Here is a 23284-nt window from a genome sequence, read left to right as displayed (position 1 = left end):
GGAGATATCCCCTCTCCTTGCGTCGCCCCATGCTCATCATCGTTGGATTCCTGGTCGTCATCGTCAGCGTGATCGGGGGCTATCTCGGTGCCCACGGCCGCCTGGGTGCCCTCTGGCAGCCCTACGAGCTGGTCATCATCGGTGGCGCCGCGCTCGGCGCCTTCCTGGTCGGCACCCCGGCCAAGACGGTCAAGCAGACCCTGCAGGCCATGGTCGGCGTGTTCAAGGGCCCGCGCTACAAGCAGCAGGACTACATCGATGTCCTCAGCCTGCTCTATGAACTGCTCAACAAGGCCCGCCGCGAAGGCTTCATGGCGCTGGAAGACCACGTCGAGCGCCCGGCCGAAAGCGCGCTGTTCGGCAACTACCCCAAGGTGCAGGCCGACCACCACCTGATCGACTTCATCACCGACTGCCTGCGCCTGATGATCGGCAGCAACATCGAGCCACACGAGCTGGAGCCGCTGCTGGAACTGGAGCTGGAAAAGCACCACGCCGAGGCCATGGCGCCGTCGCAGGTGCTGACCAAGGTCGCCGACGGACTGCCCGGTTTCGGCATCGTCGCGGCGGTGCTCGGCATCGTCATCACCATGGGTTCGATCGGCGGGGATATCGTCGAGGTCGGCGGCCATGTGGCCGGCGCGCTGGTCGGTACCTTCCTGGGCATCCTGCTGGGCTACGGTTTCGTCGGCCCGATGGCGGCAGCGATGGAAGCGCGCGCCGAGCAGGACAGCCGCATCTACGAATCGGTGAAGACCGCGCTGCTGGCCTGCCTGCGTGGCTACAACCCGAAGATCGCGCTGGAATTCGCCCGCAAGACGCTGCCGTCGAACGTGCGCCCGGCCTTCTCCGATTTCGAGCAGCACCTGAAGACGGTCAAGTAAGCCATGGCCGAGACCAAGCCCACCGTCATCGTCCGTCGGGTCAAGAAGGCCGGCCACGCCGCCCATCATGGCGGTTCGTGGAAGGTGGCGTATGCCGACTTCGTGACCGCGATGATGGCGTTCTTCCTGGTGCTGTGGCTGATGGCCACCACCAACAAGAACGACCGTGCGGCCATTTCCGAGTACTTCCGCAACCCCAGCCCGCTGAGCGGGCAGAACGCCACGCCGGCGCCCGGCATGGCCGGCCCGGGTGGCGCCAGCACCTCGATGATCAAGCTCGGTGGTGCCACCGACATCTCGCGGGGCAGCAGCAACGATCCCTTCCAGAACCAGAAGGAAGCGGTGCCGCAGCCGGTGGACCAGCAGCAGCGCGACAAGCAGCAGCTGGAAGCGCTGATGAAGGAACTGCAGGAGGCGATCAGCAAGAGCCAGGCGCTGGAGCCGTTCAAGGACCAGCTGCTGCTGGATCTGACCCCGGAAGGCCTGCGCATCCAGATCGTGGACAAGCAGAACCGGCCGATGTTCGACCTCGGCAGCGCCACGCTGAAGCCGTACACGCAGCAGATCCTGCACGAGTTGGCCAACTACCTGAACCACGTGCCGAACCGGATCAGCCTGACCGGCCACACCGACATCACCGCCTATTCGGCCGCGCGCGGCTACGGCAACTGGGAACTGAGCGCCGATCGTGCCAACGCCGCACGGCGCGCACTGGTGGACGGCGGCCTGGAGGACAGCAAGATCACCCGCGTGGTCGGCCTGTCTTCGTCGGTGCTGTTCGACAAGGCCGACCCGCAGAATCCGATCAACCGCCGCATCAGCATCGTGGTGATGACCCAGGCCGCCGAAGCAGCCGCCCTGGCCGGTGCCGGCCCGCAGGTGGGGCTGTCGGCCCCCGCCGCCGACCCGGACGTGCAGGCCGCGCAGGGTCCGGCAAAGTAAACGGTAGGTGCGGACCTTGGTCCGCACATCCGGGAAAAGCGTGCGGACCAAGGTCCGCACCCACCAGGGGCATGACCCGGCGCACCCGCTACAATGGTGGTCTTTCCGTTTCCAGGTGACCCCACCCCATGTCCCAGAACTCCAAGGCCAAGCGCGACAAGCGCAAGAAGCAGCAGGCCAAGCGCCCGTTCCTGCGCCTGAACGCGCAGCAGCAGGTGCAGAACCATGCCGTGCTGACCAACGAAGACGGCCAGGTGGTCGCGGCCATCGGCCTGCAGGGCCGTGAGTGGCTGCTGGCCATCGGCGGCCAGACCATGGGCAACGCCGAGAACCCGGTGCCGATGCTGGCCATGCTCAAGCACCTGGCCAACGTGCAGGAGAAGGAAGGCCGCAAGGTCAACCTGGAGTACTCCGAACTGCTGCAGAAGCTGCTGGACACCCTGGCGGCCGAATCCGAGCAGACCGCCGACGAGTACCTGGACAAGCTGGTTGCCGAGTTCGAAGGCGTCGACGCTGCTGAAGGCGAGGAAGGCGAAGCCGCCGAGGGCGACGTGGCCGAAGAAGCCGCTGCCGAGGCCACTCCGGCCGCTGACAGCGACAGCAAGCCGCAGGCCTGAACCGGCCGCGGCGGTGACAGTCTACGTCGATGACGCGGTGCATCCCTGGCGCGGACAGCGCTGGGCGCACCTGATGGCCGACACCCTGGCCGAGCTGCACGCGATGGCGGCGCAGCTCGGCATTCCCCCGCGGGCCTTCCAGAACAAGGCCAGCGGTGCCCACTACGATGTCACTTCCGAGCTGCGCGCACAGGCGATCGCGCTCGGTGCGCGGGCGATCTCAAGGCACACCGACCGCGCGCTGGTCAAAGCGGTGATCGCCAACGCCAGGGCGCAGTACCGGCCGTAGATGGGAGCGCCGGGCATGGCCCGGCGCTACCGATCAATCTCAGAACGGGTCGCTGCCCAGCCGGATTTCCACGTTCAGCAGCGAGCACAGCGCCAGCATCGCGTCGTCGTCGCGGGTCAGCGCCATCACGCCGGTGAAGCCGTCGCTGCCGGCATCCACGCTCCACAGCGTGTAATTGTGCTCGCGCAGGCGGTCGAATGCGGTGGACATCAGCTGCACGCCGTCCAGGTCTTCGGCGAAGTCCTCGTCGTCCAGGTCGCCGCCCCAGTCCAGCTGCAGGTTGAAGCGCGCCGACAGCTCGTTCACCGCCGACTGCAGCGATTCCAGGTCATCTCGTTCCACCTCGAAACCGGACTGCCAGGCAATGGCCGTGAACAGCGCTGGCAGCCAGTCGCTGTCCGCTTCCAGCGGCTGCCCGTCCTCGGCCAGGTGCTCGCGCCAGCGGTTGAACTGCTGCAGGGCCAGCTCTTCGTCGCCCGGGTTGATCAGTACCAGCAGGTTCCAGACCCGCGCCTCGAAGCCGTCTTCGTCGAAGTCGTGGATGTCTTCCTCGAAGTCGAAATAGTCGCTGTTGTCGGGCATGGCGGAACTTCCTCTGGGGCAGGCCGGCATTCTACGGTTTATCCTGTGCCGCTGAAGCCGGCCTTGGTGGCCGTCACTGTGAATGAAGCGATGAGCGATACCCCTCCCGACCACCTGGCGATCAACCCGGCCAGCCCCTTCCATGATGCGCAGGCGCTGGAGCGCGGCGTTGGCGTGCGTTTCAACGACGTCGAGCGCGACAACGTCGAGGAATACTCGGTCAGCGAAGGCTGGATCCGCGTGCAGGCCGGCAAGGCCCGCGACCGCCGCGGCAACCCGATGACCATCAAGGTCAAGGGCAAGGTCGAGGCGTATTTCCTGGACCAGAAGCCGGAATAACCCGCGCCGTGGGATCGGTAGAGTCGAGCTTGCTCGACTGCTTTGCGAAAGAGCAGTCGAGCAAGCTCGACTCTACGCTTCGGGGCAGGGTCACTCGCGCTTGCGCGATTCCAGCAGGTCCAGGTTGCGGATCAGGCGCCGCGAGATCTCATCGGAGATCACCCCGCGCCGGGTCAGCCGGAACAGCTCCTCGCGCTCGGCATTGAGGCCGGCACTGCGCAGCTGGCGGTAGCCCAGTTCCATGCGCCGCACCTTCTCCGGGTCCACGTCGGGCCCGTCGCTGTCCTTCTCCAGGTGGCGCTGGTACAGCAGGCTGACCCGCGAGGCGGCGTCGTTGTACAGCTGCACGTTCTCGGTGTTCTGGTTCATCACCATCTGCTGGCGCATGCGCTCGACCCCGGCCAGCGCCGCCTTCGACGACAGCCGGCGCGCCAGATCCTCTTCCTTGCGCTCACCCGAATCGGACGGCAGCTGCAGGCCTTTCAACAGCCGCGGCAGCGCGATGCTGGCGCCCAGCAGCGAGAACAGGATCACCGACGCGGCCAGGAAGATCACCAGGTCACGCGCCGGGAACGCACTGCCGTCGGGCAGGAACAGCGGCAGGGTCAACACGCCGGCCAGGGTGATCGCACCGCGCACGCCGGCCACCGAGGTCGCCACCACGATGCGCCAGTTCGGCGCCTCGCCCCGCTCCAGGCCGCGACGACGCGCGCGCAGCAGGTTCCAGCGCAGCGACAGCCACACCCACAGCAGGCGCAGCACGACCAGTGCCAGATTGATCACCACCACATACACCAGCAGCCACCACGCACTCTGGTGGCCGGTCTCGTTCATGGTGGTGGTGGCGCGTTCGACGATGCCCGGCAGCTGCTCGCCCAGCAGCACGAACATGATGCCGTTGAAGCTGAACTGCAGCATGTTCCAGACCCCGGCACGCTGCACGCGCATGCTGCCGGAGACACGGCCGGTCAGCTCGACATAGCTCATCGCGATACCGGCAGCGACCGCGGCGAGGATGCCCGAGGCATGGATCTCTTCGGCCAGCAGGTAGGCCGCGAACGGAATCAGCAGGTTGACCAGCATCGCCGCGCCAGGCTCTTCGCCGAAGCGGCGCCACAGCCAGCGCTGGAAGGTGGACACACCCAGCGTCACTGCCACTCCCACAGCAAGGCCGGCCACCGCCACCCACACGAAGGTCAGCGAGGCGGTGGCCAGCGAGAAGGTGCCGGTCATCACTGCCGCCACCGCGAAGCGGAAGCAGACCAGGCCCGAGGCATCGTTCAGCAGCGACTCGCCCTCAAGGATGTGCATCAGGCGCTTGGGAATCGGCGCCTTGGAAGCGATGGCCCCGACCGCCACCGGGTCGGTCGGCGACACGATGGCCGCCAGCGCGAAGCACACCGCCAGCGGCATCACTGGAATCAGCCAGTGGATGAGGAAGCCGGCGCCGATGACGGTGAACACCACCAGGCCGAACGCCAGCTCGAGGATCGCGCCCTTGTCGCGGAACAGGCCCTGTTTGGGAATGCGCCAGCCATCCAGGAACAGCAGCGGCGGCAGGAACAGCAGGAAGAACACCTCCGGCTCCAGCGCGTGGCCGCGGTTGAACACGCCGGCGATGACCGCACCCAGGCCGATCTGCACCAGCGGCAGCGGCAACGAGAACGGCAGGACACGAACCAGGTAGCCGCTGGCGACAACGGCCACCAGCATCGCCAGGACGACTTCAATGGTATGCATGCTTCTTCCAGGAAGCGGCGCGCGGGGAGGCTCGCAAGCCAGCGCCGGAAACCCGGAAAAAACTACCACATGCGGCCATGACCGCGACGGCCGGGGCCGCCGCGCGTCAGCCCCGGCTCATGCCCCGTCGAAGCGGTACAGATCCATGGCGAGGAAGCCGGCATCGATACCGGCGTCGATGCGGCGTGCACCGAAGCCGCCCTCGCCGGCCGCGCCCATCGCGAAGAACAGCGGCAGCAGGTGCTCGTCGGTCGGGTGCGCACGTTCGGCGAACGGCGCCTGCCGACGGTAATCGAGCAGGGCCTGGCGGTCGTCGGCGGCCAGGCGCTGCTCCACCCACTCGATGAAGGGCCGCACGTACGGCGCTTCCTTGCCGTCCTGGTAGTCGCCCCAGTCGTGCAGGTTGTGGGTGATGCTGCCCGAGCCGACCAGCAGCACGCCCTGCTCGCGCAGCGGCGCCAGCGCGCGGCCGAGCGCGAACTGGTGCTCGGGGCCGAGCATCGGCTGGATCGACAGCGGCACCACCGGGATGTCGGCCTGCGGGCGCAGCAGCCGCAGCGGCACCCAGGCACCGTGGTCGAGGCCACGCTGCGGGTCGAGTGCCACCGGCAGGCCAGCGGCGGCGATGCGGCCGGCCACCTCTTCGGCCAGCGCCGGATCGCCCGGCGCCGGGTACTGCAGTTCAAACAGCGCGCGCGGGAAGCCGCCGAAGTCATGGATGGTCGGTGGCTGCGGATGCGCGCCGACCAGCGGCTGCCGGCCCAGCCAGTGCGCCGAGGCCATCACGATGGCGCGCGGCGTCGGCAGGTCGCGCGCCAGCTCGGCCAGGCGCACGCCAACCTGGCCCGGATGCAGGGCGGTCATCGGCGAACCATGCGAGATGTACAGCGAAGGCAGGCGGGACATGGAATTCTCCAGTTGCAGGGTCAGGCGGCGATCAGCGCGAACGCAGGGTCCACTTGCCATCGCCGACCAGGAACAGCACTACCAGCGCCAGTGCCCAGAACGCCGGGTATTCCCAGCCGCCGCCGGCATTGGCGAAACCGAAGCCGTTGGCGCCGTGCACGGTGACGATGGTGCCCAGCAGCAGCGGCACACCGACAAGGCCCACCCAGCGTGCGTAGATGCCCAGCAGGAGCGCGACGGTGATCACCAGCTCGACGCCGATGGTGAGGTAGCCGAGCACGCCGGGCAGGCCCAGCGACTCGAAGAACGCCGCCGTGCCGGCCGGGGTGAATACCAGCAGCTTGATCAGCGCATGGACCAGGAACAGCACGCCCAGGGCCAGGCGCAGCAGGGTGGCGCCGTACGGGGCCAGCGGCGAAACAGGAGCGGTCGTGGTGTGCATGGGGAAACACCTTGAAGGGAGTAGGCACAGGTTATTGCGCCTTCGTGGACCAATAAATACGATGGATTGACCGTATTTATTTCAAAAGGCGCAACAATGGACACCCTCGAGGCGATGCGCGTGTTCGTGGCGGTGGTCGAGCGCAACGGCTTCAGTGCCGCCGCCCAGGCCCTGGATATGTCCACTGCCGGCGTCACCCGCCAGGTCGCCGCGCTGGAAAAGCGCCTGTCCACCCGCCTGCTCCACCGCACCACGCGCCGGGTCAGCCCGACCAGTGCCGGTGCCGCCTACTACGCCCAGTGCGTGCGCCTGCTGGCCGAGTTCGACGCGCTGGAGGCCAGCATCGGCGCGCAGGCGCTGGAGCCCTCCGGCACGCTGCGCATCAACGCACCGGTCAGTTGGGGCATCGCCCGCCTCGGCCCGCTGCTGGCCAGCTACCGCGAACGCTTCCCGCAGGTGGAACTGGACCTGGCCCTGTCCGACCGGCTGGTGGACATGGTCGAGGAAGGCTACGACGTCGCCATCCGCATCACCCGCGAGCCGGGGCCGACGTTGATCGCGCGACGTCTGGGCGAATCGCGGGTGAGCCTGTGCGCCGCGCCGGCCTACCTGGCCGCACGCGGTACGCCACAGACGCCGCAGGAGCTGCAGGCCCACGCCTGCCTGAGCTACAGCTACTGGGCCGCTGGCGACCATTGGCCGCTACAGGGACCGGGCGGCGAAGTGAAGGTGGCGGTAAGCAGCCTGCTGCACGCCAACAACGGCGACGTGCTGCGCGAAGCGGCGATCGCCGGTATGGGCGTGATCCTGCAGCCCGATTTCCTGCTGGAAGACGCGCTGGCCGATGGCCGCCTGGTGCGCATCCTGCCCGAATGGGAGGCCTCGCCGATCGGCATCTTCGCGGTCTATACCAGCCGCAGCCATCTGGCACCGAAGGTGCGCAGTTTCATCGACCATCTGGTGGAGGCCGGGGTGTAGCCGAATCTGGCGCTTGCCGGTAGTGCCGGCCGCTGGCCGGCAATCAGACACATCCCGGTCCTGGGCGAATGCCGGCCAGCGGCCGGCACTACCACTTAGGCGGCAACCTCATCCAGCGCCTCGATGATCCGTTCCAGCGGCGCCGGCCGCCCGAGCAGGTAACCCTGCACCTGGTCGCAGCCGTGCGCAGCCAGCCAGTCCAGCTGCCCCGGCGTTTCCACGCCCTCGGCGATGATGGTCAGGCCCATGCTGTGGCCCAGCGACAGCAGCGCGCGGCAGATCGAGGCATTGCGCGGATTGGTTTCCACGTCGGCGACGAAGCTGCGGTCGATCTTCAGGATGTCCAATGGCAGGTGCTGCAGGTAGGACATGCTGGAATAGCCGGTACCGAAATCATCCAGCGACACGCTGATGCCCTGCTCGTGCAGGCGTTGCATGGTCTGCATCGCCTGCGCCGGCTTGCGCATCAGGCTGCTCTCGGTCAGCTCCACGTGCAGCGCGCCGCGGGCCAGGCCGAACTCCTGCTGCGCGCGGGTGAACTCGGCCACCAGATCGCTGTTGAAGAACTGCACCGCCGATACATTGACCGCGATCGGCAGCTCGCCCCAACCGGCCTCGACCAGCCGGCGCTGCGCCTTCGCCGCCGCACGGATCACCCAGCGCCCCAGTGCCAGGATCAGCCCGGTGTCCTCACACAGCTGGATGAACTCGTTGGGCGGGATGAAGCTGCCATCGGCCTGCGGCCAGCGCAGCAGAGCCTCCAGCGCGGCCGGGCTGCCATCGCTGGCGTGCCGGATCGGCTGGAAATACAGCTGGAACTCGTTGTCGATGGCGGCGTGGATGCGTCCGGCCAGGCGCAGGCGGTCGGCCAACCGCGTGGTCACCGCCGCGTCGAACCAGACCACCACGTTGCCTTCGGCGCGCGCGGCATGCGCGGCCTGTGCGGCCATGCCGATCACCTGCTCGGCGCTGTGGCCGTCGCCGGCAATGTGCACGGCCACGCCGATGCGCGGCTCGAACTGGTGCAGCGAATCCTTGCCGCGCATCGGCGCCGACACGATCTGCAGCAGGTCGTCCAGCACGCGCTGGGTATCGTGCTCGGCACCGATGGCGAACACGAAGTCCTCCGCCGGCTGGAATGCCAGCGTGCCGCAGCGCGCGCCCAGGCCACCGAGCCGGGTCGCCATCGACTGCAGCACCGCATCGCCGATCTCGCGGCCCAGCGTGTCGGCCACCAGCTGCAGTCCTCGCAACTGCACGAAGGCGATGGTGTAGCCCTCCTGCTGTTCGTCCAGCTGTTCGGTCAACGCACGCACGTTGAGCAGGCCGGTGGCCGGGTTGTGCCGCGCCTGGTAGGCCAGGTCGCGCTCGTAAGCCAGCCGCTCGCTCACATCCTCGGCCAGCACCAGGCAGGCGGGCTGGCCATCGAAATCGAGCTTGGACAGGTGTGCGCGCACTTCGAACACACTGCCGTCCTTGCGCCGGTGCAGGCGCACGGTGGCATCCTGCAGCTCGCCGACACGGGCCTTGGCGATCGCACCCTTCACCTCGTCCCAGCCTTCGCGCGGGCGGATGTCGAGGATGCTCATCGCCAGGAATTCCTCGCGGCTGTAGCCATACTGGCGCACGGCGGCATCGTTGACCTCGATGAAGCGCAGCGTATCCGGATCGAACACCCAGAACGGCGCTGGATTGCGGTCGAACAACAGGCGGAAGCGGCGTTCCACTTCGCTCATCTGCTCGCGGGCCTGGTAGCGTTCGCTCAGGTCGGTCAGGGCACCGATCATGCGGCGCTCGCTGTCGGCCACCTCCACCCGCTGCCCGCGTGCGCCCACCCAGCGCACTGCGCCTCCGGGCAGCACCAGGCGGAACACCTGGTCGAGCACCGCGCCACCGGCGAAGGCCTGGTCGAAGGCCTGCTGCAGGCGCGCTGCATCATCACGATGCACGCGCGCGAAGAAATCGGCCACCGGCAGCGCATCGGTCTGCACGCCGAAGATCTCACGCGCCAGCGGTGACCAGCGCAACAGTGCGGCATCCTCGTCCACGTACCAGGTGCAGACGCGCCCAACCTGGTGGGCCAGGCGCAGTTCGGCATGCCCGGTCTTCAGTTCCTCCGCCATCGACTGCTGGCGGCGGGTGCTGCGGCGCACCGCGTACAGCAGGACCAGCAGCACCCCGACGTAGGCCAGCACGATTGCTACTGACGCCTGCAGGTAGGGCCACCATGGCGCCAGCACGTCCTCATCGGCCAACCCGACCTGCACCGCCAGCGGGCTGCGCTCCAGCGTGCTGATGGTGATGATGCGCTGCACACCATCGACCGCGCCCGGCAGGCTGCCCAGCTCGACCACGGCCTGCTTGCCGAGCAGGTCGCGATGCGCGAGATCGTAGCGTCGGCCGACCGTGCCGTGCGGGTCCGGTACGCGGGCCAGCATGTAGCCTTCCGCATCGCTGATCGACACCAGCCCGTTCGGGCCAACATCGAGGCCGCCGATGATGCGCTGCAGTTCGCCGCAGCGCAGCCGCGCCAGCAACCAGCGGTCACCGGCCATCGGCAGCGCCAGCGGCACCACCCAGCCACCGTCGCTGGCGCGCAGCGGCGGGCCGATGTACAGCGAACTGCCCAGGCCGCGGCGCTGCGGATCGGTCCACAGCGGCAGGTTCAGGTCACCTTTGCCGGCCGTCAGGGCGCGGCCATAGCTGTCCAGCACCACGATGCTGTGCAGCTCGGCATGCCGGCGCAGCACGCCGCCGATGGAGGCATCAAGCAGCGCCGGCGCCTGCGCGGGCACGCTGCGGAACACTTCAACGGCATCGGCGGCGATGCCGGACATCGCCCGCTCCAGGTTGCGCAGCTCCAGCGCCAGCAGGCGCTCGCTGCCCACCGCCAGTGCACGGCTCTGGCGCTGTGCGGCCTCCAGCCGGCGGTGATGGTCGTTGGCCAGCATGGTGGTCAACCCGGCCACCAGCAGAATGCCCAGCAACACCCCGCCCCAGGTAATGGCGCGCAGCGGCCGGGCCAACGCCCGTTTCAGCGCGGGCATCGGTTGGTCTTCCTTGTGCAGTCGGCTGGCTTCATGCGCGAACGAATCCTCCACATCCCCGACCTCAACGGCCGGCGGACGCCATTCTTGACGCCTGACCCGCCCCCGCATGGCCACCTCCCCGTGTCCGCGCAGGGCTCCTGAGGCCAGCATGCACCACACCGGTGACGGCGTGAAGATCGCTTCCGCGCGTTCAGCCAGATCCCGCACAGGGCGGGCGGCACTACGGGAGGGCCAGCCGGGGCGGAGCGGATTAGACTTGGGGTTTTCCGCTGCAAGAGAAGTCCATGTCCAAGCTGCGCCGTCCCACCCTGGCACTGGCCATCGTTGCCAGCCTGTCCCTGGCCGCCTGCGACCGCCCGGCCGATCCGGCTGCCGGCACCGCCGCGCCTGCCGATGCCGCACCTGCGGCCGCCAAGCCGATGCTGGGCAGCTTCGGCTTCGATGCCAGCGGCATGGACCGCAGCATCAACGCCGGCGATGATTTCTTCGGCTTCGCCAACGGCACCTGGGTGAAGAACACCGAGATCCCGGCCGACCGCTCGCGCTTCGGCAGCTTCAACGTCATCGCCGAGAAAACCCTGGCCGACACCCGCGCCATTCTCGAAGGCGCCGCCGGCAACACCCAGGCCAGCGGTGACGACAAGCTGATCGGCGACTACTACGCCGCCTACATGGACGAAGCCGGCATCGAGCAGCACGGCATCGCGCCGGTGCAGCCGCAGCTGAAGGCCATCGATGCGATCGCCGACAAGGCCGGGCTGGCCCGTGCCCTGGGCGGCGACGTGCGTGCCGACGTCGACCTGCTCAATGCGACCAACTTCTACACCGACCGCCTGTTCGGCCTGTGGGTGTCGGTGGACCTGCTGCAGCCGGACCGCAACGCGCCCTACCTGGTGCAGGGCGGCCTGGGCATGCCCGACCGTGACTTCTACCTGGGCGGCGGCCGCATGGCCGAGCTGCGCAAGCAGTACCAGGCCTACATCGCACAGATGCTGCAGCTGGCCGGTGTCGCCGATCCGGCGGGCAAGGCGCAGCGCATCCTCGCGCTGGAGACGAAGATCGCGCAGGCGCACGCCACCCAGGAAGAAACCAATGATGTGACCAAGGGCGCCAATCCCTGGACCCAGGCCGACTTCAATGCCAAGGCGCCGGGCATGGACTGGAACGCCTTCCTCGACGCGGCCGCGCTGGGCAAGCAGCAGGACTTCATCGTCTGGCAGCCCAAGGCCGTGGCCGGCCTGTCCAAGCTGGTCGCCACCGAGCCGCTGGATGTCTGGAAGGATTACCTGGCCTTCCACGCGCTGGACCGCGCCGCTGCCTACCTGCCGAAGAAATTCGCTGATGCCCGCTTCGCCTTCCACGGCACCACGCTGAGCGGCACGCCGCAGCAGAGCGACCGCTGGAAGCGTGCAGTGGACGACGCCAACCATGCCATCGGCGAAGCGATCGGCAAGCGTTACGTCGAGAAGCACTTCGACGCCAAGACCAAGGAACGCGCGGACGAGATGGCGAAGAACATCATCGCCGCCTTCGCCAAGCGCATCGACGCGCTCGCGTGGATGTCGCCGCAGACCAAGGCCAGCGCCAAGGCCAAGGTGGCCGGCCTGACCGTGGGCATGGGCTACCCCGAAAAGTGGCGTGATTACACCGGCCTGGAGATCCGCCGTGATGACGCGCTGGGCAATGCGCAGCGCGCCGAACTGTTCGAGTACCAGCGCAACATCGCCAAGCTGGGCAAGGCGGTCGACCACAGCGAGTGGGCGATGCTGCCGCAGACCATCAACGCGATGAACGTGCCGCTGGAGAACCGCCTGGTGTTCCCGGCCGCGATCCTGCAGCCGCCGTTCTTCGACGGTGCTGCCGACGACGCGGTGAACTACGGCGCCATCGGCGCAGTGATCGGCCACGAGATCAGCCACGGCTTCGACAACGCCGGTGCGCTGTTCGACGAGACCGGCAAGCTGCACAACTGGTGGACCGCTGAAGACCTGAAGCAGTTCAACGCCGCTGGTGATGCGCTGGCCGCACAGTTCAGCAGCTACGAGCCGTTCCCGGGCGTGCATGTGAACGGCAAGCTGACCCTGGGCGAGAACATCGCCGACGTGGCTGGCCTGGGTACCGCCTACGATGCCTACCAGCTGTCGCTGCAGGGCAAGCCGGGGCAGACCCTGGAAGGCTTCACCCCCGACCAGCGCTTCTTCCTCGGCTTCGCCCAGGCGTGGCGCAGCAAGAGCCGCGAGCAGGCGCTGCGCAACTCGCTGCTGACCGATGTGCATGCACCGGGCCAGTTCCGCGCACTCACCGTGCGCAACATCGACGCCTGGTACCCGGCGTTCGAAGTGAAGGAAGGCCAGAAGCTGTACCTGGCCCCGGACAAGCGGGTCAAGGTGTGGTGATGTAACCGGAACGGGCGCCGAAAGGCGCCTGTTTCATTTCCCGGTAGCTGCCAACCCTGGTTGGCAAATGCCCCGCTCTGGTGGGTGCCAACCCTGGTCGGCACATGCCCCGCTCTGGTAGCTGCCAACCTTGGTTGGCAAATGCCCCGCTCTGGTGGGTGCCAACCTTGGTCGGCAAATGCCCCGCTCTGGTAGCTGCCAACCTTGGTTGGCAAATGCCCCGCTCTGGTGGGTGCCAACCTTGGTCGGCAAATGCCCCGCTCTGGTAGCTGCCAACCTTGGTTGGCAAATGCCCCGCTCTGGTGGGTGCCAACCTTGGTTGGCACGGAGCAGGAATCCACGCATGGCGTGGATCTACCTGCGGGTGGTGGCAACCATCAGCAGAGCGCTCGCAGCCAACACCGCAGCAGCCCAAAGCGTGGCGTACGGCCCGACACCATCCAGCAGCCGTCCCCCGCCCCACGCGCCAAGTGCGATACCGATGTTGAACACGCCTACATACAGGGCGGTGGCGATCTCCACGGCCTGCGGCACCGCTTTCATCATCCAGCTCATCAGGCCCACCGATACGCCGCCATAGGCCAGGCCCCATAGCAGCAGCACCGCAATGCCACCGCTCGGCGTGCCCCCCACCCACAGCAACAGCAGCGGCGTCAGCAGCAGGCCCGATGCGATCGCCAGCAACGTACCGCGCGGATGGCGTGCTGCCAGCGGCCCGGCGATGAAGTTGCCGGCGATGCCGGCCAGGCCGTAGGCAAACAGCAGTGCACCGATCCACGACGCCTCCACGCCCGAGACGGACGTCAGCAGCGGCCGCACGTAGGTGAAGGCGATGAAGTGCCCGGACACCAGCAGCACGGTCAGCCACAGCCCACGCCGCAGGTCGCGCTGGCCAAGCTGCTGTACGAACTGCCGCGGCTGCGCCGATGTACTTACAGGTAACGCGGGAACCACCCGCAGATGCAGCAGCATCACCGCCGCACTGAACAACGCCATCGCCGCAAAGGCGCTGCGCCAACCCAATGCATCCCCGATCAGCGCGCCCAACGGAACGCCCAGCACCGACGCTGCGGCCACGCCGCCGAAGATGATCGAGGTAGCCAGGCCGATGCGGTCAGCCGGCACCAGACGCGCAGCCAGACCGCCGGCGATGGCCCAGATGCCGCCCATGCAGAACCCCACCAGCACCCGTGCGGCCAACAGCCAGCCGATGCCCGGTGCCAGCGCCGACGCGAGGTTGGCGACCAGCAGGAGCGCAAGCAGCGCGCACAGGATGCGACGGCGATCGATGCCACCGGCTGCGATCACCACCAGCGGTGCGAACACTGCCGCCAGCAGGGCCGGCAGCGAGATCATGAGGCCGGCTGTGCCGGTGGACGCGCCGAGATCTTCGGCGATCGGGGTCAGCAGGCCGACCGGCAACATTTCGGTGGTGACCACCGAGAACGTGGCGAGGCCGACGGCGGAAACCGCCCACCACGGATGACGAGGCACAGGCGCGGCGTGCGCAGGCGATGAAGCGCTCACGGGACGATTCCTTCAGGGGATGTGGTCGAGGCAGACGGGCGCAGTGCACGGTGCGCGAGCACGGCGAACAGCAGCACGCCACCGCCTGCCACCAGCGCAACAGCAAAACCGCTGCGCACGCCCCCCGCATCGACACCCTGCCCGGACAGTGCCGCGCCCAGCGCCACGCCGATGTTCAATCCGGCCAGCAACCAGGTCATGCCTTCGGTCAGGCGCGATTCGGGCACGTACTGTTCGACCAGCGACATCGCCACGATCATCGTCGGCGCGAAGAACACCCCGGCCAGCAGCACGGCAACGGCCAGGGCAGGCAGGCTGCCGACCCACAGCAGCGGTAGCGTGGCCAATGCAGTGGCCGCTGCTGCGGTCAGCAACAGGCGCGGCAACGGGATCTGCAGCTTCAGTGCACCAAACAGCAGGCCCGCCGCGCAGCTGCCCAGCGCATAGGCCGACAGCACCCAACTGGCAGCCAGTGGCTGCCCGCGCTGTTCGGCGAAGGCCACGCTGGTGATGTCGACGGTACCGACAATCACACCCATCGCCAGCATCAGCAACGCCAGCAGGCGGATCTCCGCTTGCCGCAGCAGCGAGCGCGAGGGTGTTGCGCCTTCGCAGCGCTGCAGCGGTGGTTCGGTACCACGCTGCAGGAACAGTGCGGTCACTCCGATCACCAGCAGAAGGGCTGCAGCCAGCACGCCGGCCTGTGGCCATACCGCTACCGACAATCCGACTGACAACGGTGGCCCGGCGATGAAGGTGACCTCGTCGAACACCGTCTCCAGCGAGTAGGCGGTCTGCAGTTGCGGGCGCCCGCGATGGATCGCGGTCCAGCGCGCGCGCACCATCGCCGACACACTGGGCATGCAACCGGCCAGCATCGCCGCAATGAACAGCGTCCAGTCCGGCGCGGCCAGCAGCGTGCACGCAAGCAGCAACAGCAACCCGGCCGCACTGGCCGCGGTGGCCCACGGCAGCACCCTGCCCTGCCCGCGCCGGTCGACCCAGCGCGATACCTGCGGCGACAGCAACGCGTAGGTCAGCACGAAGGTGGCCGACACCGCACCGGCCAGTGCATAGCTGCCGCGCAGCTGGGACAGCAGGGTGATGATGCCGATACCGGTCATCGGTAGAGGAAGGCGTGCCAGCAGCCCGGCCAGGGCGAGGCCGGCGGTGCCGGGGGCCGCGAACAGGTCGCGATAGGGGGTGGCCATCAGGTTCTCCAGGGCAGCGACTTGCCTGGCGCACTGGGCGCCACGACAATACATACAGAGTGTATGAATAAGAGGCTACATTCATACGCACCGTATGTAAATAATCATGCACTGTGTATGTAAGGAGCTCCGGATGGTTCGTCGCACCCGCGCCGAGATGGAAGAAACCCGCGCCACCCTGCTGGCCACCGCCCGCCGGGTGTTCAGCGCGCATGGCTATGCCGCCACCTCGATGGACGACCTGACCGCCCAGGCCGGGCTGACCCGCGGCGCGCTGTACCACCACTTCGGCGACAAGAGGGGTCTGCTGGCGGCTGTCGTCGCCCAGCTCGATGCCGAGACCGACCTGCGTCTGCAGGCGATCAGCGATGGCGCGGATGATGCCTGGGACGGCTTCGTGCAGCGTTGCCGCGCCTATCTGGAGATGGCACTGGAGCCGGAGATCCAGCGCATTGTGCTGCGCGATGCGCGCGCGGTACTGGGTGGTGCCTCACCGGAATCGCAGCGCCACTGCGTGCACTCGATGCAGCACCTGATCGAACATCTGGTGGCGCAGGGCGTGGTGGCGCCGGTGGACGCGCAGGCGCTGGCGTCGCTGATCTACGGCAGCCTGGCCGAGGCCGCGTTCTGGATCGCCGAGGGCGAGGATGGCGACGCGCGCCTGCGGCAGGCGACGGCGGCGCTGGAGATGCTGTTGCGTGGGTTGAAGTCGGCCGGGTGAAGCCCATCCGCGCATGGCGTGGATCTACTGCGGAATCCGCTCTGGTAGAGGCCAACCTTGGTTGGCGCTTCTTCGGCACCGCGCGAAATGCGTGCCGACCAAGGTCGGCAGCTACCAGAACCAAGGTGTCAGTAGATCCAGCTACTGCGGAATCCGCTCTGGTAGAGGCCAACCTTGGTTGGCGCTTCTGCGGCACCGCGCGAAACGCGTGCCAACCAAGGTTGGCACCTACCTGGGAACGGTGGGCCACCCGCGCAACACCGCCACCGGCACGCCCATGCGCGTGCAGGCGCGGCTGGCCAGGCCATCGGGTAGCGCGCGGCGGAACAGCGGCGCCATGCCCTGCATCAGCTTCGCCGACGCGGCCGCCTGCGCCCGTTGGCGGCCATTGCGCTCGAGCATGCCTTCGGCCCAGTCCGGCAGCAGCGCGGCACCGGCCCCCAGAAACACTTCGCGCGACAGACCCGGCACCGGTACCGGCAGGCGCACGCCGGACAACACCTCCAGCACTTCGCGCGAGCGTTCGTCGACGCGCAGTTCCGGCTGCCGCGCGCAGAAGTACGCGGCCACTTCGGCTTCACTGCGTGGCACATCCACCGCACCCAGTGCCTCGGCCACGCAGCGGTACTCGTCGTAGTAGCGATCGGCGATGTGCGCCGGCACCTCGCGCCCGTAGCGGCGGAAGCCTTGCAGGAAGCCAAACGCCTCGGTCACGTGCACCCACGTCAGCAGCTGCGGATCGTCCGCCGCATAGGGCTCCCCCTGCGCGGTCTGGCCCCGGATCTGCGCATGGATGCGGCGTACCTTGGCCACCAGCGCCTCCACCTCGCCGCTGGGCGCATAGCTGGTGCCGGCAACGAAGGCGGTGGTGCGACGCAGGCGTCCCACCAGGTCCTGGCGGAAATTGGAGTGGTCGTAGACGCCGGCCAGCGCGCGCGGGTGCAGGGTCTGCAGCATCAGCGCACACAGGCCACCGGCCAGCATCGACGGGAATTCCGCATGCAGCCGCCAGGTGACGCTGTCCGGGCCGAACCAGCCCGGGTCTCCCAGCGGGTGGTCGTAATCGATGCCGCTCTGGCCACGCGGGAAGGCCTCCAGCACCCAGCGCCGGATAGGCGCGGTGACGGGGCGGGAAAGTCGCTGCAGCAGAGCCGGCATCACAGGTCCAGGAAAGGCGGAAGAGCGGCCGCAGGTTGCGCGGTCGGCCCCGATTCTGGGCGATCACGACGCCGACGGCGAGTCTCCGCGCTCAGCCACGGTTTCATGTGCAGCCGCAGCACGTTTCACCCTGCGACATCCTGTCGCAGGCTGCGACCATGATGTTGCAGTGCAACAACATTCACCCATTCAGACAAAACCCTTACGCCGCTAGGCATTGCGCCCATTGCACGGCTCGCTGGAAGTGCTAGAACTGAACCCGCCACACCGTCCAACGCTGATCGACGCACGTTCCACAAGGAGCCAGCCATGATTGCTTTGTTCAAGGGTTTGGGACTACTGCTTCGCGACAACGAGCTCTACAGCAGCCCGTTCGAAAAACAGGTCGCGCACTGGCGCAGCCTCAGCGAGCAGCAGATCCGCGATGAAGTGGCTGTGCTGGCCCAGGCTAAGTGCCAATGGCTGATCGCCTCGATCGTCGGCTGGCAGGCGGCCTCGCTGCTGATCCTCGGGCTGATCACCAACTACCTGTGCCCCCCCCCCCCCCCCCCCCCCCCCGTTGTTGTCTCCTCCCCCCCCCCCCTTTTTTTTTTTTTTTTCCCCCCCCCCCCCCCCCCCCCCCCCCCCCCCCCCCCCGTGGGGAGACCCCCCCCCCCCCCCCCCCCCCCCCCCCCCCCCCCCCCCCCCCCCCCCCGCCGCCCGGCCCCCCCCCCCCCCCCCCCCCCCCCCCCCCGGACCGGCCCACCACCCCCCCCCCCCCCCCCCCCCCCCCCCCCCCCCCGGAGCCCCCCCCCCCCCCCCCCCAGAACGGGCGCGCGAAACCCCCCCCCCAACAGGGCGCCCCCCCCCCCCCTGGGGGGGGGAAAGCCCCCCCCCCCCCCCCCCCCCCCCCCCCCCCCCCCCCCCCCCCCCGGAAACGGGGGGACCCACAATGCCACCGTGATCACTCACGGTGGCATTGTTCTATCGGGTCCTGGCTGACGCATTGGTGGAAGCCCCTGGGCAGGTCACGCATCGCCTCGGTCTTTCCCACCGCCACCGCGAACCGACGCAACGGCGGCGTGGCACACGCGGCCCCGCTGCTGCATGCAGGGTCCAGCACCACGTAGTGGCAGTGGCCACTGCTGCTGGCGATGCACTGGAACCGCGCCTCGCCATCGACCACGGTGCGTTTGCTGTACAGCGTGTCCACGCCGTTGGCATTGGTACGGGTGATCGAGGTTTCGCTGGACTTCTCGCAGCCGGCCAACGACAGCGCAGCAACGCAGGCAAACAGGAACAGGCGCATGGTGCCTCCAGGGTGCGGCTACATGCCGCGGAACAGGCTCATGAAGGGTTGGCTGACCACCAGCGTCTCCGTACGCCCACGCAGGCGCAGCACCCCGCGCCCGGTATCGTCGCGGCTGACCGCTGCCACCGCCTTCATGTTGACGATGGTCGAGCGATGGATCTGGCGGAAGTGCTGCGGATCGAGCACTTCCAGCAGCTCGCGCAACGGTGTGCGCAGCAGGCTCTCACCGGCCGCGGTCATCACGGTGGTGTACTTGTTGTCAGCACGGAAATAGGCCACGTCTTCCAGCATGATCAGCTGCGTCTCGCGGCCGTTGCTGGCGGTGATCCAGGCCAAGGGCGGGCGCTCTGCCGCCCTCTGCGACGGCCCCAGGCGCTGAAGCAGGCGTTCGAGTACGGCATCGTCCTGGCGCGTTGATGGCAGCCGCGACAGGATGCGTTCGCGCGTGGCCAGCAGGCGCTCATCGCTGACCGGCTTCAGCAGGTAGTCCATCGCACCCTGCTCGAACGCGTCGATGGCGTACTGGTCGTAGGCGGTAACGAACACCACCTGGGTGCGCGGGCTCAGTTCGGACAGCGAACGGGCCACTTCAATGCCACTGATGCCGGGCATGCGGATATCGAGGAAGGCGATGTCCGGCTGTTTCTCGGCCAGCTGTTCCAGCGCACTGGCGCCATCCTCGCACTCGGCCACCAGCTTCAGGTCCGGCCACAACCGGCCCAGCTGCTCGACCAGCGACTGCCGCAGCAGTTCCTCGTCTTCGGCAATGAGCGCCTCAAGCGGCATGGCTGCGCTCCTTGCTCGACTGCGGCAGGGTCATGGTCGCGGCCACGCCGCTGGGGAAGTTGGCGACGATCGCCACGCCGGCCTGTTCGCCGCAGGTCAGGCGCAGGCGCTCGCGCAGGTTCTTCAGGCCGATGCCGGTACCGCTGGTGCCCTGGCCGAAGCCGAGGCCATCGTCGGCCACCGTCACCGTTACATGGTCATCGAAGCCACGCGCCAGGATCCAGATCGTGCCACCGCCGGGCTTCGGTTCCAGGCCATGCTTGATCGCGTTCTCCACCAGCGTCTGCAGCGCCATCGCCGGCAGCTGCACGCCGTGCAGTTCGTTCGGTACCTGCACCTCCACCCCCAGCCGTGCGCCCATGCGGATACGCAGGATCTCCAGGTAGGCACGGGTGCGCTCCAGCTCCACGCCCAGCGTGGACAGCGATTCGTCCACCTGTGGCAACGAGCTGCGCAGGTACTGGATCAGGTGGCCCAGCATCTGGTCAGCACGTGCCGGGTCGGTGCGGGTCAGCACCTGCGCGTTGGCCAGCGTGTTGTAGAGGAAGTGCGGTTCCACCTGCGCGTGCAGCAGGTTCAACCGGGCCACCGACAGCTCCTTTTCCACCTGGGTCTGCTCGGCCGCGGCCTGCTCGTCGCGACGCTGGTCGGCAACACGGCGGCTGATCGCGCGGGTGACCGCTTCGGCGTTCTCGAAGTTGCTGCCCTCATCCAGTGCCAGCAGGTCGGCCCACCAGCCGGCATCCGGCTCAAACAACAGGGTGACGGTACTGGTGCCCTGCCCCGGCGTGACCGTCGCCAGCACGCTGTTGCGCTTGATCGCCAGCCGTGCCGGCAGGTTCCAGCGCGATGGCTGGCGGCCGTTCCAGGCATCCACGCGGCGCACGTAGGCCCGCACCTGCAGGCTGCCGGCCGAACTTTCCACGTCTTCAACGCGCGGCAGTTCAGCGATGGCCGCTTCCACCACCGAGAATGCCTGGCCGGCATCCATCGGCAGTTCCACCTGGCGGCGCTGGCGGCCGGAGAGCGTGGTCGAATCCAGCCGGCCGGCGACCAGCCAGACGCGGCGTACATGGGTAATCGCGCTGCCCAGCGCGGAAATCATCAGAAACATCGCCAGCAGGCCGAAGATCCAGCCGGGGCCATCGTTCATGCCGCTGAAGATGCCGCTCCAGACCATGCCGGCGACGAACAGCGCCGCAGCCCAGGCCAGCAGGTGACGAAGCAGGAGAGAGAGGCTGGCGAACACGGCGGCGCCTTGGAGGAAGGGGGTGAGCCGAGCATAGGGCGGCCCGCCGGGCAAACAAGCGGGTTGCGACGAAGGGCCGGAAAGCGGGGATGGAAGCCATTCTGGTAGAGCCGGCCGCTGGCCGGCTCCCCATGACCTCCACAAGCATCACAAGGTTGCCGGCCAGCGGCCGGCACTACCCGGGAGGCGCCGGGCGAACCCGGCGCATTCCCTTACTTGCGCTGGTCGGCGCTGGCGTCACGCACGGCGCGGAACGATTCGTCCTTGCTCCAGTTTGGCCAGCTGCGCGAGTTGGCCAGCTGGTTGCCCAGCGTGTACAGCACCTCCAGGTCGCGGGCGGCACCGGCGAACACCCAGTCCGGCTGCCACTCGTCGCCCTGCTGGTGGTAGCGCTTGGCGGTGTAGTCCTCGGAGGCCTTCTTGCCTGCGGCCACGCCACCGTCCACCCAGTCCTGGCCGGCCGACCAGGACAGCGCCGGCACGCCACGCTTGGCGAACGGGAAGTGATCGGAGCGGAAGAACAGGCCCGCTTCCGGCTTCGGGTCCGGCGTGTAGCGGATATCCCAGCCCTTGGCCACGTCCTTCAGCTGGTCCAGCAGCTCGAAGCGCGCGGCACCGTAGATGCCGAAATCACGCGACGGCCCGAACGGCGCCATGCCATCCATGTTGATCACCGCCACGGTCTTTTCCAGCGGATACAGCGGATGGGTGGCGTAGTACTCCGAACCCAGCAGGCCCTTTTCCTCGGCGGTGACCGCCAGGAACAGCAGCGAACGCTGCGGGCGCTTGGCCTTGGCGAAGCCACGGGCCAGTTCGATCAGCGATGCGGTGCCACTGGCGTTGTCCAGAGCGCCATTGAAGATCCGGTCGCCACGTGCGTCGGGCTCGCCCACGCCGATGTGATCCCAGTGCGCGCTGTAGACGATGGTCTCGTCCGGGTGGCTGCTGCCCTCCAGGCGTGCGGCCACGTTGTGCGAGGTGATCACTTCGGTCTTCACCGCGTACTTCGCGTCCAGGCTGGCGCCGGTCAGCGGCACCGGGGTGAAGTCGCGCTGCTGCGCCTTCTTCTTCAGCGCCTCGAAGTCCTGCCCGGCCGAGCGGAACAGCTCCACGGCCAGGTCGCGCTGGATCCAGCCTTCCAGCAGCGGGTGGCTGTCGGCCGGGTTGTCGCGCACCACGTCGAACATGGTGTTGGTGTTGGAACCGGCCACGGTGGCCCAGCCGTACGACGCCGGTGCGGTCTCGTGCACGATCAGCACGCCCAGCGCCCCCTGGCGGGCGCCTTCTTCGTACTTGTAGGTCCAACGGCCGTAGTAGGTCATGCCCTTGCCGTCGAAATCACCCTGGCCGGTCTCGAAGTCCGGGTCGTTGATCAGCACGACGGCGATCTTGCCCTTCAGGTCCACGCCCTTGAAGTCATCCCAGTTGCGCTCCGGGGCCTTCACGCCGTAGCCGAGGAACACCAGCGGGGCCTTGCTGATGTCGACGTTGCTGGCGCCGTTCATGGCAGCGCGCACGGCGATCTGCTTGCCCTGTTCCAGCGCAACGGTCTTGCCGCCCTGGTGCAGCGCCAGCTGCGGTGCGCCGACGATGTCGCCCTTGCGCAGCGGCACCGCCTGGGTCCACAGGCGCTTGCCGTCCTTGAGGTCGCCGCCCGGCTGCAGGCCGGCGTCGGCGAACTGCTTGCTGAGGAAGGCGATGGTCTTCTCTTCGCCGGCGGTGGCCGGGGAGCGGCCTTCGTAGGCGTCGGAGGCCAGTTCCTTGACGTCGGCGGAGATCCGCACGCCATCGAATTTCGGGGTGGCCGCCATCAGTGCGCTCGACACCGAAAGGGCCAGCACGCCCAGTACTACTCGTTTCATTGCTCTCTCCAGCAGGGAAATCCTTCTGGAGTGTAAGGGGTTCGGCAGGGCTGCGCCCTGCACCCGCAGAAACAACGGCAACGGCCGAAGCAACAGCAAAAGCTGGGTTCCTGAGGGTAGGCGGGGTAGGTCCGGTTGCGGGGGACGCCGTGAATCCGTCCCTGGAGGCTTGGGCGCGCCATCCATGGCGCTTACACCCCCGCAACCGGACCCACCCCGCCTTCGACAGGTTCCCGCTGCTGTTGGTGGGTGTCGACCTTGGTCGACACACCGCTGTTGGTAGGTGTCGACCTTGGTCGACACGCCGCTGTTGG

At 68.0% G+C, this 23284-nt stretch carries 20 protein-coding genes and 1 pseudogene; 9 read left to right on the top strand and 12 right to left on the bottom strand.

The window, feature by feature from the left end:
- Nucleotides 1–29 precede the first annotated feature (29 nt).
- The 4 genes from motA to ACZLHH_RS02550 all read left to right on the top strand — a co-directional run bounded on the left by motA (nucleotide 30) and on the right by ACZLHH_RS02550 (nucleotide 2732).
- The gene (gene motA, locus ACZLHH_RS02565) at nucleotides 30–884 is read left to right on the top strand and encodes a flagellar motor stator protein MotA (RefSeq protein WP_032128746.1); all 855 of its coding nucleotides are present in this window, start codon (nucleotides 30–32) and stop codon (nucleotides 882–884) included.
- Nucleotides 885–887: 3 nt separating this feature from the next.
- Nucleotides 888–1826, top strand: coding sequence for a flagellar motor protein MotB (motB, locus tag ACZLHH_RS02560; RefSeq protein ID WP_049398339.1), 939 nt, complete (start codon nucleotides 888–890; stop codon nucleotides 1824–1826).
- A gap of 128 nt (nucleotides 1827–1954) precedes the next feature.
- Nucleotides 1955–2443 (top strand): hypothetical protein, encoded by a 489-nt coding sequence (locus ACZLHH_RS02555; protein WP_049463467.1) that lies wholly within the window; start codon nucleotides 1955–1957, stop codon nucleotides 2441–2443.
- A gap of 13 nt (nucleotides 2444–2456) precedes the next feature.
- Entirely contained in the window at nucleotides 2457–2732 is a 276-nt protein-coding gene (locus ACZLHH_RS02550; protein WP_049463469.1) for a DUF4031 domain-containing protein, read from the top strand.
- A 39-nt stretch (nucleotides 2733–2771) separates the two neighbouring features.
- Here ACZLHH_RS02550 and ACZLHH_RS02545 read toward each other — a convergent pair whose 3' ends face one another.
- Nucleotides 2772–3314: a DUF6630 family protein gene (locus tag ACZLHH_RS02545; protein ID WP_005407911.1), complete on the bottom strand. Its 543-nt coding sequence runs from the start codon at nucleotides 3312–3314 to the stop codon at nucleotides 2772–2774.
- Nucleotides 3315–3404: 90 nt separating this feature from the next.
- Here ACZLHH_RS02545 and ACZLHH_RS02540 point away from each other — a divergent pair, with 90 nt between their 5' ends.
- Nucleotides 3405–3653, top strand: coding sequence for a DUF3297 family protein (locus ACZLHH_RS02540; RefSeq protein WP_032128750.1), 249 nt, complete (start codon nucleotides 3405–3407; stop codon nucleotides 3651–3653).
- Between the two features lie 90 nt (nucleotides 3654–3743).
- Here the strand turns inward: ACZLHH_RS02540 and ACZLHH_RS02535 are convergent, their stop codons facing one another.
- From ACZLHH_RS02535 to ACZLHH_RS02525, 3 genes are all read right to left on the bottom strand, one after another.
- Nucleotides 3744–5393, bottom strand: coding sequence for a Na+/H+ antiporter (locus ACZLHH_RS02535; protein ID WP_032128751.1), 1650 nt, complete (start codon nucleotides 5391–5393; stop codon nucleotides 3744–3746).
- Between the two features lie 117 nt (nucleotides 5394–5510).
- Nucleotides 5511–6299 (bottom strand): dioxygenase family protein, encoded by a 789-nt coding sequence (locus ACZLHH_RS02530; protein ID WP_049463471.1) that lies wholly within the window; start codon nucleotides 6297–6299, stop codon nucleotides 5511–5513.
- A 31-nt stretch (nucleotides 6300–6330) separates the two neighbouring features.
- Nucleotides 6331–6741: a DoxX family protein gene (locus tag ACZLHH_RS02525; RefSeq protein WP_049424804.1), complete on the bottom strand. Its 411-nt coding sequence runs from the start codon at nucleotides 6739–6741 to the stop codon at nucleotides 6331–6333.
- Nucleotides 6742–6837: 96 nt separating this feature from the next.
- On the opposite strand from ACZLHH_RS02525, the gene ACZLHH_RS02520 reads away from it, so the two are divergent.
- On the top strand, nucleotides 6838–7719 hold the full coding sequence (locus ACZLHH_RS02520) for a LysR family transcriptional regulator (protein ID WP_049424802.1): 882 nt from the start codon (nucleotides 6838–6840) through the stop codon (nucleotides 7717–7719).
- A gap of 95 nt (nucleotides 7720–7814) precedes the next feature.
- Here ACZLHH_RS02520 and ACZLHH_RS02515 read toward each other — a convergent pair whose 3' ends face one another.
- The gene (locus ACZLHH_RS02515; RefSeq protein WP_049463473.1) at nucleotides 7815–10877 is read right to left on the bottom strand and encodes a bifunctional diguanylate cyclase/phosphodiesterase; all 3063 of its coding nucleotides are present in this window, start codon (nucleotides 10875–10877) and stop codon (nucleotides 7815–7817) included.
- A gap of 176 nt (nucleotides 10878–11053) precedes the next feature.
- On the opposite strand from ACZLHH_RS02515, the gene ACZLHH_RS02510 reads away from it, so the two are divergent.
- On the top strand, nucleotides 11054–13165 hold the full coding sequence (locus ACZLHH_RS02510) for a M13 family metallopeptidase (RefSeq protein ID WP_032128756.1): 2112 nt from the start codon (nucleotides 11054–11056) through the stop codon (nucleotides 13163–13165).
- Between the two features lie 354 nt (nucleotides 13166–13519).
- Here ACZLHH_RS02510 and ACZLHH_RS02505 read toward each other — a convergent pair whose 3' ends face one another.
- Together ACZLHH_RS02505 and ACZLHH_RS02500 are read right to left on the bottom strand one after the other, a co-directional pair.
- Nucleotides 13520–14692, bottom strand: a complete 1173-nt coding sequence (locus ACZLHH_RS02505) for an MFS transporter (protein ID WP_049460662.1) — start codon at nucleotides 14690–14692, stop codon at nucleotides 13520–13522.
- Nucleotides 14689–15903, bottom strand: a complete 1215-nt coding sequence (locus tag ACZLHH_RS02500; protein WP_049460663.1) for an MFS transporter — start codon at nucleotides 15901–15903, stop codon at nucleotides 14689–14691. The genes ACZLHH_RS02505 and ACZLHH_RS02500 overlap by 4 nt, the downstream gene beginning before the upstream one ends.
- A 133-nt stretch (nucleotides 15904–16036) precedes the next feature.
- Between ACZLHH_RS02500 and ACZLHH_RS02495 the strand changes: the two genes are divergently transcribed.
- Nucleotides 16037–16624: a TetR/AcrR family transcriptional regulator gene (locus ACZLHH_RS02495; protein ID WP_049460665.1), complete on the top strand. Its 588-nt coding sequence runs from the start codon at nucleotides 16037–16039 to the stop codon at nucleotides 16622–16624.
- Between the two features lie 228 nt (nucleotides 16625–16852).
- On the opposite strand, the gene ACZLHH_RS02490 is transcribed toward ACZLHH_RS02495, so the two are convergent.
- Nucleotides 16853–17782 carry an oxygenase MpaB family protein gene (locus tag ACZLHH_RS02490; RefSeq protein WP_049460666.1) on the bottom strand — a complete coding sequence of 310 codons (930 nt, stop codon included), beginning with the start codon at nucleotides 17780–17782 and terminating at the stop codon, nucleotides 16853–16855.
- A 309-nt stretch (nucleotides 17783–18091) separates the two neighbouring features.
- On the opposite strand from ACZLHH_RS02490, the pseudogene ACZLHH_RS02485 reads away from it, so the two are divergent.
- Nucleotides 18092–18313: pseudogene (locus tag ACZLHH_RS02485) on the top strand (hypothetical protein); the annotation flags it as partial.
- Nucleotides 18314–18725: 412 nt separating this feature from the next.
- On the opposite strand, the gene ACZLHH_RS02480 reads toward ACZLHH_RS02485, so the two are convergent.
- The 4 genes from ACZLHH_RS02480 to ACZLHH_RS02465 all read right to left on the bottom strand — a co-directional run bounded on the left by ACZLHH_RS02480 (nucleotide 18726) and on the right by ACZLHH_RS02465 (nucleotide 22970).
- The gene (locus ACZLHH_RS02480; protein ID WP_032128762.1) at nucleotides 18726–19070 is read right to left on the bottom strand and encodes a hypothetical protein; all 345 of its coding nucleotides are present in this window, start codon (nucleotides 19068–19070) and stop codon (nucleotides 18726–18728) included.
- Between the two features lie 18 nt (nucleotides 19071–19088).
- Nucleotides 19089–19859: a LytR/AlgR family response regulator transcription factor gene (locus ACZLHH_RS02475; protein WP_032128763.1), complete on the bottom strand. Its 771-nt coding sequence runs from the start codon at nucleotides 19857–19859 to the stop codon at nucleotides 19089–19091.
- On the bottom strand, nucleotides 19849–21108 hold the full coding sequence (locus ACZLHH_RS02470; RefSeq protein WP_010484138.1) for a sensor histidine kinase: 1260 nt from the start codon (nucleotides 21106–21108) through the stop codon (nucleotides 19849–19851). The genes ACZLHH_RS02475 and ACZLHH_RS02470 overlap by 11 nt, the downstream gene beginning before the upstream one ends.
- A 212-nt stretch (nucleotides 21109–21320) precedes the next feature.
- Nucleotides 21321–22970, bottom strand: a complete 1650-nt coding sequence (locus tag ACZLHH_RS02465; RefSeq protein ID WP_049460669.1) for a M28 family metallopeptidase — start codon at nucleotides 22968–22970, stop codon at nucleotides 21321–21323.
- Nucleotides 22971–23284 lie beyond the last annotated feature (314 nt).

This window comes from Stenotrophomonas sp. 28608_Sma, assembly GCF_056486185.1.
The sequence above is the reverse complement of the archived record's forward strand: the minus strand, read 5'-3'. Positions and strand labels throughout refer to the sequence as shown.